We start from the raw sequence: 12,704 nt of genomic DNA on the forward strand, positions 1-12,704 counted from the left end.
GGACGAGCCGGCCGAACCGCCCGCCGCGGCCGCGGCCCCGGCGGCCCCGGCCGCACCCGCGCCGGTCCCGCCGGCGATGAGGGCGGCCGCCTTCGCGTACCCGGCGGCACCGAACCAGCCGATGACCGCGACCGGCACGACCGCGGGGATGCCGCTCGCGACCTCCTCGATCTGACCGGCGGCGAGCCGGCACCTGGCGCACTCCTCCAGGTGCTTGCGCAGCCCGCGCTCGGCCCGGGTGCGCAGCCCGCCGCGCGCGTACGCGCCGAGCCGGTCGGCGTGACGCGCGCACTCCTCGTCCAGGGTGAGCGCTTCGCTCACGTGCGCCTGCAGATAGGCCTGCCTGAGGCCTTCGCGGGCGCGGCTGGCCAGGACGCGCGTGCCGTTGGCGTCCAGGCCGAAGAGCGTGGCGACCTCGCTCGGCGACTCGTCCTCGACCTCGGTGTGCCACAGCACGGCCTGCCAGCGCTCGGGCAGCGAACGGAACGCCTGCATGGCCAGCGACTGCTCGGCCTCGTGCATGGCCCGTACCTCGGCGCCCAGTTCGTGGCCCGCGCCGAAGGAGCCGGGGGGCAGGGTGTCGTCCGGCGCGTCCGGGCCGCGGGCGGCCTGGGCCGCGAACACCGCGAAGTCGTCGACGAGGTGCTCCCGCCGCGCCGACCTGGTCCAGTCCGCCGCGACGCGCCGCACGGTCGTCAGCAGGTAGGCGCGCACGGAGTGCCGGGGACCGCTGCCGCCGCGGACGGCCTGCAGCGTACGGGCGAAGACCTCGGCGGTGAGGTCGTCCGCAGTGTGGGCGTCGCGGCAGCAGGTGCGTGCGTACCGGCGGACGGCGTCCGCGTGGCGCCGGAACAGCTCCTCGTACGCCGTGTCGTCGCCCGACCGCAGCCGCTCGACCAACTCGGCGTCGGCGGGCGGCTGTTCGACGGGGGGAGGTAAGACCCCGCTGTCGTACCGGGCGCGCTGGGCCGGAACACTGTCTTCGGCGTCGGCCGGCGCTTCCGCCCCGTCCCGACCGTCAACGCTCATCGCGGAAAGCCCCCGCCTGCACACTCGGACCCGGACACCGGGAAAGAGTGGCACACGGACCCGTCCGTGTTACCTCCAGGAACGCACCAACCACTCGTCCGAGCGGATCACTCGAACAGAGTCTTGACGAACACCCCACCGGGCCCTGTTAGGGGCGCGGGGAACTGCGCGACCAGCCCCCACGCACCCGCACCCGAAAAACCATCCCTGCTGGAGGCGACAACGGCTCACGCAGGACGCGACCGCAGCCCCTCCAGCAAAATGTCCAGCAGCCGCGCCGACGCCGCGGCCTGCTGCGCCGCGTCCGGCAGCGACGGCGCCGCCGTGGCGATGACCAGCAGCACGTCCGACACCGTCACGTCCGCCCGCAGCTCGCCCGCCGCCCGCGCCCGGTCCACGAGCCGGCCCACGACGTCGAGCAGCTGCGCCGCCCCGGCGTCGTCGCCCGGCTCCCCGAAGGACGCCGGCCGCTGCTCCACGATCCGCAGGTCCGCCGTACCGGACTGCGACCGCTGCTGCGGCACCCGCGCCGCCCCGTCCAGGGCCGCGGTCCCGTCGAGACCCGCCTCCGCGCCCTCCTCGGCGACCCCCACCCGCAGCACCTGCGGCGGGAGCAGCCGTCCGGCGCCCGAGGCCACCGACGTCCGCAGGAAGCGCGAGAGCGCCGACCACGGCTCGTCCTCCTGCCCGAGCGCGGACCGCGCCTGGTCGGTCAGCCGGGAGGTCTCCTCCTCGGCGATGCGCCGCACCAGGACGTCCTTGCTCGGGAAGCGCCGGTACACCGTGCCGACGCCGACCCGCGCGCGACGGGCCACGTCCTCCATCGGAGCGCCGTAGCCCAGCTCGCCGAAGACCTCGCGCGCCGCGCGCAGTACGTGCTCCAGGTTGCGCTGTGCGTCCACCCGCAGCGGCGTGGTGCGCGATACGTCCCCCGCGCGTCCGTTGCCCGCCACCGCACCGACCGCGCCGCCGTTCGTGAGGGCGGACGCGGATGTCCAATGAGTGTCCTGAATGTGCATATGTGTTCCCCCGGTAATGACGTCTCCCCCCGGAGACTCTCCCCGCCATCGACAGCCGGAGGCAGTGGAACGGCCTTCGCCGTGGGACCCCGCCGTTCGGACCCCGTCGAGCGCATCCCCCTACACCCCGATGACAGACGAACATAGTTGAGTGGGGGTCAATTCAGAAGAGGGAGGTTCCGCACGGAGCGCCCCCCGATCGGAGTACGGGCCGCTTACGTCCCGGTTGCGCCCCCTAAATCCATCCCGATCACACCCCCTGACCTGCGCACCTCGCCCGCCCCGCGGTGAATCGGAGGGGCCCGGGCCGCTTCGGCCTCCGGTCACACAAATTGACGGGCCTGTGGACAAACGCCGGGAGGCGTTGCGTCATGGGTGAGTGAAGGAACGTGCGCGCATTCTCGTTGTCGGCGGCGGCTACGTCGGGATGTACACCGCTCTGCGTCTGCAGCAGAAGCTCAAACCGGAGCTGAGGCGGGGCGAGGCGGAGATCACCGTGGTCACCCCCGACCCGTACATGACCTACCAGCCGTTCCTCCCCGAGGCCGCCGCGGGCTCCATCTCGCCGCGCCACGTCGTCGTGCCGCTGCGCCGGGTCCTGGACCACTGCCGGGTCGTCATCGGCGAGGTCACGTCCGTCGACCACGCCAAGCGCACCGCGAGCGTCGTCACCCTCGCCACCGAGGAGGAGGGCACCGGCCCCGACCAGCTCTCGTACGACGAACTGGTGCTGGCCCCCGGCTCCGTCTCGCGCACCCTGCCGATCCCCGGTCTCGCCGAGTACGCCATCGGCTTCAAGACCGTCGAGGAGGCCATCGGGCTGCGCAACCACGTCATCGAGCAGATGGACATCGCCTCCTCCACCCGCGACCCCGCGATCCGCGACGCCGCCCTGACCTTCGTCTTCGTGGGCGGCGGCTACGCCGGGGTGGAGGCGCTGGGCGAGCTGGAGGACATGGCCCGCTACGCCTCGCGCTACTACTACAACGTCGGGCCCGAGGACATGAGGTGGATCCTCGTCGAGGCCTCGGACCGCATCCTGCCCGAGGTCGGCGAGGAGATGGGCCGGTACACCGTCACCCAGCTGCGCCGCCGCAACATCGACGTGCGCCTGGAGACCCGCCTCGACTCGTGCTCCGACCGCGTCGCCGTCCTCAGCGACGGCGCGCGCTTCCCGACCCGCACGGTCGTGTGGACCGCCGGGGTGAAACCCCACCCGGTCCTCGCCGCCACCGACCTGCCGCGCAACGAGCGCGGCCGGCTCAGGTGCACCCCGCAGCTCACCGTGGACGGCGCCGCGCACGCGTGGGCGGCGGGCGACGCCGCCGCCGTGCCCGACGTGACCGCCGAGGAGCCCGGCAGGGAGACGGCCCCGAACGCCCAGCACGCCGTACGGCAGGCCAAGGTCCTCGGCGACAACATCGTGCACTCCCTGCGCGGCGAACCGCTGGAGACGTACTCCCACAAGTACGTCGGCTCGGTCGCCTCCCTGGGCCTGCACAAGGGCGTCGCGTACGTCTACGGGCGCAGGCTGAGGGGATACCCTGCCTGGTTCATGCACCGCGTGTACCACCTGAGCCGGGTGCCCACCTTCAACCGCAAGGCCCGCGTGCTCGCCGAATGGACCCTGGCGGGGCTCTTCAAGAGAGAGATCGTCTCCCTCGGCTCGCTCGAACATCCCCGTGCGGAGTTCGAACTGGCTGCCGGTGGAAAGCCTCCGGAGGACCCGAAGGGGTCGTCCTGACCGGAGCCAGGAACTCCGCACGGAGGACCGGCGTCTGACGAATGCCGGTCCGGTCGGACACACTGGTCCACGACCATGGGCGGGCCGACCGCTCGCCCTTCGACCCCACGAGGCCTGTCCCACAGTGAACTTCACGCGCTGGAGCGCCCGGCTCCCCGGAACGCAGCGCCGCGCGGCCGCGCGGGCCGACGGGCTGCCGACAGCACTTCCCCCGGAGAGCTCCGTGCCCGCGGCCCGCGCCGGCCGGCCCGCCGCCGACGGCMCCCCGGTCGCGCTCGCCCCCGCCGTGGACGAACTGCCGGTCCGCGAGGTCCTGGACCGCATCCCGGCCCTCGTCGCCCTCGTCCACGGCCCGGAGCACCGCCTCGCGTACGTGAACGACGCCTATGTGGCCGCCTTCGGGCAGCGCCCGGTCGGCGAACCTGCGCGGGAGGCACTGCCGGAGCTGGCCGAGGTCGGCCTGCTGCCGCTCCTGGACCAGGTCCTGCGCAGCTCCAGGCCGCGTACGGTCAAGTCCCGCAAGGTCCCCGGCGGCCGCTCGTACACGTTCACCTGCACCCCCGTCCCCGTCGAGGTCTCGGCCCCCGCGGGAGGCGGCGTCCTGGTCTTCGCCGCGGACGTCACCGACCACGCCGAGGCCGCCGAGCGGCTGCGGGCCAGCGAGCGCCGGCAGCGCGAGACCGCCGTCACCCTCCAGCGCTCCCTGCTCCCCCAGGAACTGGAGGAACCGGACGACCTGCGCGTCGCCGCGACCTACCACCCCGGCGGCACCGAGGCCGCGGTCGGCGGCGACTGGTACGACGTGATCACCCTCGGCGGCGGCCGCACCGCCCTCGTCATCGGCGACGTCATGGGCCGCGGGGTCCGCGCGGCGGCCGTCATGGGCCAGCTGCGCACCGCCGTGCGCGCGTACGCCCGCCTCGACCTGCCCCCGCACGAGGTCCTCCAGCTCCTGGACGGCCTCGCCATGGAGATCGACCCCAACCAGATCGCCACCTGCGTGTACGCGGTCCACGACCCGAACGAGGGACGGCTGGTGTACGCGTCCGCGGGCCACCTCCCGATCCTCGTACGGGACGAGAGCGGCACCGTCCTGCGCGCCGACGAACCCACCGGGCCCCCGCTCGGCACCGGCGGCTGGATGCACGCCTCCGGCTCGGTGCCGCTCGGCCCGGGCTCCACCGCCGTGCTCTACACCGACGGCCTGGTCGAGCGCCGGGACGCGGACCTCGACGAGGGCATCGCCGCCCTCGCGGGCGCCCTGGCCGGCGCCACCGGCACCCCGCAGGTGGTCTGCGACCGCCTGGTCCGCTCGGCGGGCGTGACGGCCGACCACGACGACGACGTGGCCGTCCTGGTCCTGCAGCACCCCGCGCGTACGGGGCCCGACGGCGACCTCTTCCGCAACGCCGCCCTGGAGCTGCTCGGCGGTGTGGAGGCGACCCCGCGCGCGCGTGCCTTCGCCTCCGGCGTCCTCACCAGCTGGCGCTTCCCGCCCGAGCTGCACGACCTCGGCGTGCTGGCCGCCAGCGAGCTCGTCGCCAACTCCCTCCAGCACGGCACCCCGCCGATGCGCCTGCGCCTGCGCCGCACCGACCGCCGCCTGATCGTCGAGGTCACCGACGGCGACGACCACCTCCCGCGCCGCCGCCGCGCCGAACCGGCCGACGAGTCCGGCCGCGGGATCGCGATCATCCACGCCATCGCCTCGAACTGGGGCTCCCGCCGCACCCCCGGCGGCGGCAAGGCCGTGTGGTGCGAGTTCGCCCTCCCGCACACCGCCTGAACGGACAGCGCCCGAGCGGGTGAGCCGCGCACCATCCGTCCCAGGGGCCGCGCGGCATCTGGTCAGCCCCGCCGGTCGGTGCTAGTAGCTCACCATGGCTAGCTCTCCCAAGGCAGACCAGACGGGCTTTCCGCTCACAGGCAGCGCTCCCGAGCGCTACGAGGAGTACAGCGCACCGATCATGACGCCGTTCGTCGAGGCGCTCCTGGACGCCGTGGACCTGTGCCCGGGGCACCAGATCCTCGACCTCGCCGCCGGCACCGGCTACGTGGCCCGCGCGGCCGCCGCCCGGGTCGGCCCGACGGGCCACGTCGTGGCCGCCGACCTCAACGAGGCGATGCTGAAGGTGGCCGCCGCCAAGGCACCGCGCATGTACCCGGACATCGAGTTCACGGCGGCCCCCGCGGACCGCCTCCCCCTGCCGGACACCGCCTTCGACACCGTCCTGTGCCAGCAGGGCGTCCAGTTCTTCCCCGACCTCGGCGCGGCGCTGGCGGAGGTGGCCAGGGTGCTGCGCCCCGGGGGCCGGTTCGCCGCCACCGCCTGGACCGCCTGGGACCGCTCCCCGTACTTCGCCGCCCAGCAGGGGGTCCTCGCCGAACACGGCGGCCCGGCCGTGGGGGCGTCCTTCGAGGCGGCCTTCTCCTGTTCCGCCGACCGCCTCACGACGGCCCTCACCGCCGCGGGCTTCCACGACGTGGCCGCCCGTGACGTCACGTTCGGCATCACCCTGCCCCCGCTCGACGGCTACGCGCGCGGTCACCTCTCGGCCCTGCCCTGGGGCCAGGCGATCGAGGCCGCCGGCGGCCCCGGCGCACTCACCCGGGCGGCGGAGGGGATCGTCACGGCCCTGTCCGGCCACACGGACCCCGACGGCACGGCGACGGTCCCGTTCTCCTCCACCCTGGTGACGGCGGTCCGCTGAAGCCGGCCCCGAACGGACGGACGGCGGCCGGCACCACCGAAGTGGTGCCGGCCGCCGTCCGTCCGCGTCCGTGTCCCGTCAGGCCGCCCGCACCTGCTCGGCCGGCGCCCCGCCCCGCGCCACCACCCGGCTCCTCGCCGGCGTGGGCTGGTTCTGCACGGGGGTGAGCTGCCGCCCCAGCCGCACCGCCAGGAACGTGATGCCCAGCGAGAACAGCAGGAACGTCACGATGTACGGGGCGTGCAGCGAGGCACCCATCGGCCCGCCCACCGCCGGGCCGACCGCGAGGGCCAGCTGCTTCACCAGGGCGAAGGCCGAGTTGTACTGCCCCGCCATCCCGCTCGGCGCCAGGTCCGCGACCAGCGGCGCCACGGTCGGCGACAGCATCGCCTCACCGAGCCCGAACAGCGCGTACGTCGACACGAACGCGGCGGTCGCCATGGCCTGGCTGCCGTGCCCGAGCCCCGCGTACCCGGCGACGACCCAGGCGAGCGCCCAGATCAGCCCGACCGCGCCGATGACTCGCGACCGCTTGCGCCGCTCGACGAACCGCAGCACGGCGAACTGCGCGACGACGATCATCGCCGTGTTCGCGGCGAGGGCCGTCCCGAGCGCGGAGGTGGAGATGCCGGCCGCCTCGACGCCGTACGCGCTCAGCCCCGACTCGAACTGTCCGTAGCAGGCGAAGAAGAGCACGAAGCCCAGGACGCACAACTGGACCATGGCCCGGTTGCCGAGCAGCTGCTTCCAGCTGCCCCCGGCCTGCTTCGGCGCGTCCTCGACCCGGGGCGCCCGCGGCATCCGCACGGTCGCCATGACCACCACGAGCAGCAGGAACATCGCCGCCTCGATCGCGAACAGCAGCGTGAACGAGCTCGCCCGGGAGGGGTCGACGAGGTGACCGCCGATGAGCCCGCCCACCCCGAGCCCGAGGTTCTGCAGGAAGAACTGGGTGGCGAAGGCCCGCGAGCGGGTCTCGGCGGTCGAGCAGTCGACGATCATCGTGGCCAGCGCGGGCTGCATCACGGCCTGCCCGGCGCCGAGCGCGGCGGCCGACATCAGGACCGTCGTGGAGCCGGCCGCCAGCCCCAGGCTCAGCGATCCGACGGCGGCCGTGCCCAGGGCGGCGAGGAGGACCGGCAGCGGGCCCCGCCGGACGATGGCCCGCCCGGCGAACGGCAGCACGACGAGCGCGGCCACGGCGAAGACGGCGAGCACCAGGCCCGCCGTCATGGCTCCCAGATCCCGTACCTGCGCCACGTAGACGTACAGATAGGGGACGGTGAAGCCGAGCCCGAACGCGCTGAGTGCGTTGCCCACGTGGATCCGGCGCATCTCCGCGCCCCTTGCCCTGGTCACTTTCACCTGCCTTGCGAGAGAAGTCTTACGCCGACCTAAGGAGTCAGAGGTGAAGACTTCGAAGCTAAAGTTTGAAGTTGAACTGTACATCTTGAAGGACTTCAACGCCAAGCGGGCGCGTGCCATACTGCGGCCATGGGTGACACCCCCGTGAACGAGCCGACGCTGGACGAGCAGATCGCCGCCTACCAGCGCGAGTTCCAGGACCTCGACCCCCAGGTCGAGAAGATCGTCTCGGCGCTCGGCCGCCTGAACCGCCGGATGAACGTCGCGTACGGCCGCCAGACCGCCGCCCTCGGCATCAGCAACGCCGAGTGGGAGGTCCTCAAGGCGCTCGTCCTGTCGGGGGCGCCCTACTGCCTGGGCCCGAGCGACCTGGCCAAGAGGCTCGGCCTGACGCCGGCCGCCATGACCCACCGGATCGACCGCATGGTGGCGGAAGGGCTGGTGACCCGGGAACGGGACGAGTCCAACCGGGTCCGTGTCATCGTGGAGCTCACGCACGAGGGCCGCGACAAGTGGCTGGAGGCCATGAGGATGGCCACCGTCTTCGAGGAGGATCTCCTCCAGGACCTCTCCCAGGAGGAGCGCGGGGTCCTCGGCGAGGTGCTCACCAGGCTGCTGCGCCGGGTGGAGGACGCCCAGCCGGACGCCGGCGGCCGGCTCACCGACCTCGACTGAGGCCCGTACGCGCCGAGTTGGGGTTTGCCGGACGGACGGCCGGGGCAGACTTGACACTCCCCTCGTGGATCAGTAAGGTTCTTCGAGTTGCCGCGGGGCCGTAACGGTTCTGCGACAGCCATCCGCCGCAGAAGCGGCATACCAAACCACCAGCACGATCTCCTCCACGGGATTGATTTCGGCACGCCCGAATTCATTTCGACGGGGGCTGGCAACTCCGATTAGGAACTGCCGGACGGATCCGCTAATGTTTTGGACGTCGGAACGGCCCAACAGCCGCGAAGACAAACCCGGTTGACTGGGAGTCGGACCCGAAAGGATCTGATAGAGTCGACACCGCCGGAAAGGGAAACGCGAAAGCGGAAACCTGGAAAGCGCCGAGGAAATCGGAACCGGAAACGGTCTGATAGAGTCGGAGACGCAAGACAGCAAGACCGAAGGGAAAAGCCCGGAGGAAAGCCCGAGAGGGTGAGTACAAAGGAAGCGTCCGTTCCTTGAGAACTCAACAGCGTGCCAAAAATCAACGCCAGATATGTTGATACCCCGTCCATCACCGCATGGTGGTGGGTGGAGGTTCCTTTGAAAAAGTCCTGCCGGCTCACCGGCTGGCAGGCGCATCAGCGAGGACGCTGTGAACAGTCTTCCTTATTCCGGTTGACTGTTCCGCTCTCGTGATGTGACACCCGATTACGGGTAAACATTCACGGAGAGTTTGATCCTGGCTCAGGACGAACGCTGGCGGCGTGCTTAACACATGCAAGTCGAACGATGAACCAYTTCGGTGGGGATTAGTGGCGAACGGGTGAGTAACACGTGGGCAATCTGCCCTTCACTCTGGGACAAGCCCTGGAAACGGGGTCTAATACCGGATAACACTCCTACWSGCATSKGTGGGGGTTGAAAGCTCCGGCGGTGAAGGATGAGCCCGCGGCCTATCAGCTTGTTGGTGAGGTAGTGGCTCACCAAGGCGACGACGGGTAGCCGGCCTGAGAGGGCGACCGGCCACACTGGGACTGAGACACGGCCCAGACTCCTACGGGAGGCAGCAGTGGGGAATATTGCACAATGGGCGAAAGCCTGATGCAGCGACGCCGCGTGAGGGATGACGGCCTTCGGGTTGTAAACCTCTTTCAGCAGGGAAGAAGCGAAAGTGACGGTACCTGCAGAAGAAGCGCCGGCTAACTACGTGCCAGCAGCCGCGGTAATACGTAGGGCGCAAGCGTTGTCCGGAATTATTGGGCGTAAAGAGCTCGTAGGCGGTCTGTCGCGTCGGATGTGAAAGCCCGGGGCTTAACCCCGGGTCTGCATTCGATACGGGCAGACTAGAGTGTGGTAGGGGAGATCGGAATTCCTGGTGTAGCGGTGAAATGCGCAGATATCAGGAGGAACACCGGTGGCGAAGGCGGATCTCTGGGCCATTACTGACGCTGAGGAGCGAAAGCGTGGGGAGCGAACAGGATTAGATACCCTGGTAGTCCACGCCGTAAACGGTGGGAACTAGGTGTTGGCGACATTCCACGTCGTCGGTGCCGCAGCTAACGCATTAAGTTCCCCGCCTGGGGAGTACGGCCGCAAGGCTAAAACTCAAAGGAATTGACGGGGGCCCGCACAAGCAGCGGAGCATGTGGCTTAATTCGACGCAACGCGAAGAACCTTACCAAGGCTTGACATCGCCCGGAAAGCATCAGAGATGGTGCCCCCCTTGTGGTCGGGTGACAGGTGGTGCATGGCTGTCGTCAGCTCGTGTCGTGAGATGTTGGGTTAAGTCCCGCAACGAGCGCAACCCTTGTTCTGTGTTGCCAGCATGCCCTTCGGGGTGATGGGGACTCACAGGAGACTGCCGGGGTCAACTCGGAGGAAGGTGGGGACGACGTCAAGTCATCATGCCCCTTATGTCTTGGGCTGCACACGTGCTACAATGGCAGGTACAATGAGCTGCGATACCGCAAGGTGGAGCGAATCTCAAAAAGCCTGTCTCAGTTCGGATTGGGGTCTGCAACTCGACCCCATGAAGTCGGAGTTGCTAGTAATCGCAGATCAGCATTGCTGCGGTGAATACGTTCCCGGGCCTTGTACACACCGCCCGTCACGTCACGAAAGTCGGTAACACCCGAAGCCGGTGGCCCAACCCCCTTGTGGGGAGGGAGCTGTCGAAGGTGGGACTGGCGATTGGGACGAAGTCGTAACAAGGTAGCCGTACCGGAAGGTGCGGCTGGATCACCTCCTTTCTAAGGAGCAGCAACTCGACCCCATGAAGTCGGAGTTGCTAGTAATCGCAGATCAGCATTGCTGCGGTGAATACGTTCCCGGGCCTTGTACACACCGCCCGTCACGTCACGAAAGTCGGTAACACCCGAAGCCGGTGGCCCAACCCCCTTGTGGGGAGGGAGCTGTCGAAGGTGGGACTGGCGATTGGGACGAAGTCGTAACAAGGTAGCCGTACCGGAAGGTGCGGCTGGATCACCTCCTTTCTAAGGAGCACTTCTTACCGAAGCCTTTCGGGGTGAGGTCAGAGGCCAGTACATCGGCGAATGTCCGGTGCTGGTTGCTCATGGGTGGAACGTTGATTATTCGGCACACTTGGCCTTCTCAGGCTGCCAGTACTGCTCGTAAGAGTGTGGACCGCTGATCTGAGGGGTGAGGGTGTCGGGCACGTTGTTGGGTGTCTGAGGGTACGGCCGTAATGGCTGCCTTCAGTGCCGGCCCCAGTGCACTCCGGTTTGTTCCGGGGGTGATGGGTGGTTGGTCGTTGTTTGAGAACTGCACAGTGGACGCGAGCATCTGTGGCCAAGTTTTTAAGGGCGCACGGTGGATGCCTTGGTACCAGGAACCGATGAAGGACGTGGGAGGCCACGATAGTCCCCGGGGAGCCGTCAACCAGGCTTTGATCCGGGGGTTTCCGAATGGGGAAACCCGGCAGTCGTCATGGGCTGTCACCCACATCTGAACACATAGGGTGTGTGGAGGGGGGTGGTTGGTCGTTGTTTGAGAACTGCACAGTGGACGCGAGCATCTGTGGCCAAGTTTTTAAGGGCGCACGGTGGATGCCTTGGTACCAGGAACCGATGAAGGACGTGGGAGGCCACGATAGTCCCCGGGGAGCCGTCAACCAGGCTTTGATCCGGGGGTTTCCGAATGGGGAAACCCGGCAGTCGTCATGGGCTGTCACCCACATCTGAACACATAGGGTGTGTGGAGGGAACGCGGGGAAGTGAAACATCTCAGTACCCGCAGGAAGAGAAAACAACCGTGATTCCGGGAGTAGTGGCGAGCGAAACCGGATGAGGCCAAACCGTATGTGTGTGAGACCCGGCAGGGGTTGCGCATGCGGGGTTGTGGGATCTCTCTTTCACAGTCTGCCGGCTGTGAGACGAGTCAGAAACCGTTGGTGTAGGCGAAGGACATGCGAAAGGTCCGGCGTAGAGGGTAAGACCCCCGTAGTCGAAACATCAACGGCTCGTTTGAGAGACACCCAAGTAGCACGGGGCCCGAGAAATCCCGTGTGAATCTGGCGGGACCACCCGCTAAGCCTAAATATTCCCTGGTGACCGATAGCGGATAGTACCGTGAGGGAATGGTGAAAAGTACCGCGGGAGCGGAGTGAAATAGTACCTGAAACCGTGTGCCTACAAGCCGTGGGAGCGTCGAGTAGCGCGCTCAAGACCCGAAGCGGAGTGATCTAGCCATGGGCAGGTTGAAGCGGCTGTAAGAGGTCGTGGAGGACCGAACCCACCAGGGTTGAAAACCTGGGGGATGACCTGTGGTTAGGGGTGAAAGGCCAATCAAACTCCGTGATAGCTGGTTCTCCCCGAAATGCATTTAGGTGCAGCGTCGTGTGTTTCTTGCCGGAGGTAGAGCACTGGATAGGCGATGGGCCCTACCGGGTTACTGACCTTAGCCAAACTCCGAATGCCGGTAAGTGAGAGCGCGGCAGTGAGACTGTGGGGGATAAGCTCCATGGTCGAGAGGGAAACAGCCCAGAGCATCGACTAAGGCCCCTAAGCGTACGCTAAGTGGGAAAGGATGTGGAGTCGCACAGACAACCAGGAGGTTGGCTTAGAAGCAGCCACCCTTGAAAGAGTGCGTAATAGCTCACTGGTCTAGTGATTCCGCGCCGACAATGTAGCGGGGCTCAAGCGTACCGCCGAAGTCGTGTCATTC

The 12,704-nt window shown here is 68.5% G+C and carries 7 protein-coding genes, 1 rRNA gene and 1 other annotated feature; of the genes, 5 read left to right on the top strand and 3 right to left on the bottom strand.

All coding sequences use genetic code 11. The features are described from left to right. Positions 1-1,029 (bottom strand): sigma-70 family RNA polymerase sigma factor (locus tag FGF04_RS19870; RefSeq protein WP_149512677.1); only part of this gene is annotated, 1,029 nt, incomplete at its 3' end. 227 nt (positions 1,030-1,256) lie between these two features. Then, positions 1,257-2,048: a TetR/AcrR family transcriptional regulator gene (locus FGF04_RS19875; RefSeq protein ID WP_149512644.1), complete on the bottom strand. Its 792-nt coding sequence runs from the start codon at positions 2,046-2,048 to the stop codon at positions 1,257-1,259. Positions 2,049-2,427: 379 nt separating this feature from the next. Here FGF04_RS19875 and FGF04_RS19880 point away from each other — a divergent pair, with 379 nt between their 5' ends. The 3 genes from FGF04_RS19880 to FGF04_RS19890 all read left to right on the top strand — a co-directional run bounded on the left by FGF04_RS19880 (position 2,428) and on the right by FGF04_RS19890 (position 6,503). Further along, positions 2,428-3,792, top strand: coding sequence for an NAD(P)/FAD-dependent oxidoreductase (locus FGF04_RS19880; protein WP_149512645.1), 1,365 nt, complete (start codon positions 2,428-2,430; stop codon positions 3,790-3,792). 124 nt (positions 3,793-3,916) lie between these two features. Then, positions 3,917-5,578, top strand: a complete 1,662-nt coding sequence (locus FGF04_RS19885; protein ID WP_149512646.1) for an ATP-binding SpoIIE family protein phosphatase — start codon at positions 3,917-3,919, stop codon at positions 5,576-5,578. A 94-nt stretch (positions 5,579-5,672) separates the two neighbouring features. After that, the gene (locus FGF04_RS19890) at positions 5,673-6,503 is read left to right on the top strand and encodes a class I SAM-dependent methyltransferase (protein WP_235882405.1); all 831 of its coding nucleotides are present in this window, start codon (positions 5,673-5,675) and stop codon (positions 6,501-6,503) included. 78 nt (positions 6,504-6,581) lie between these two features. Here the strand turns inward: FGF04_RS19890 and FGF04_RS19895 are convergent, their stop codons facing one another. After that, positions 6,582-7,838, bottom strand: a complete 1,257-nt coding sequence (locus tag FGF04_RS19895) for an MFS transporter (RefSeq protein ID WP_149512679.1) — start codon at positions 7,836-7,838, stop codon at positions 6,582-6,584. A 159-nt stretch (positions 7,839-7,997) separates the two neighbouring features. Here FGF04_RS19895 and FGF04_RS19900 point away from each other — a divergent pair, with 159 nt between their 5' ends. Both FGF04_RS19900 and FGF04_RS19910 read left to right on the top strand, forming a co-directional pair. Continuing rightward, entirely contained in the window at positions 7,998-8,543 is a 546-nt protein-coding gene (locus tag FGF04_RS19900) for a MarR family winged helix-turn-helix transcriptional regulator (protein ID WP_149512647.1), read from the top strand. 700 nt (positions 8,544-9,243) lie between these two features. Next, positions 9,244-10,771: ribosomal RNA gene (locus tag FGF04_RS19910) — 16S ribosomal RNA — on the top strand. Positions 10,772-11,574: 803 nt separating this feature from the next. Beyond that, positions 11,575-12,171: a sequence feature (23S ribosomal RNA rRNA prediction is too short), on the top strand. The last annotated feature ends 533 nt before the right edge of the window (positions 12,172-12,704 follow it).

Source organism: Streptomyces apricus (assembly GCF_008369065.1).
Lineage (GTDB): Bacteria > Actinomycetota > Actinomycetes > Streptomycetales > Streptomycetaceae > Streptomyces > Streptomyces apricus.

Excerpts from the sequence above, each read along its gene's own strand:
- FGF04_RS19875 (WP_149512644.1), bottom strand. The coding sequence starts at position 2,048 with ATGCACATTCAGGACACTCATTGGACATCCGCGTCCGCCCTCACGAAC.
- FGF04_RS19890 (WP_235882405.1), top strand. The coding sequence starts at position 5,673 with ATGGCTAGCTCTCCCAAGGCAGACCAGACGGGCTTTCCGCTCACAGGC.
- FGF04_RS19895 (WP_149512679.1), bottom strand. The coding sequence starts at position 7,838 with ATGCGCCGGATCCACGTGGGCAACGCACTCAGCGCGTTCGGGCTCGGC.
- FGF04_RS19900 (WP_149512647.1), top strand. The coding sequence starts at position 7,998 with ATGGGTGACACCCCCGTGAACGAGCCGACGCTGGACGAGCAGATCGCC.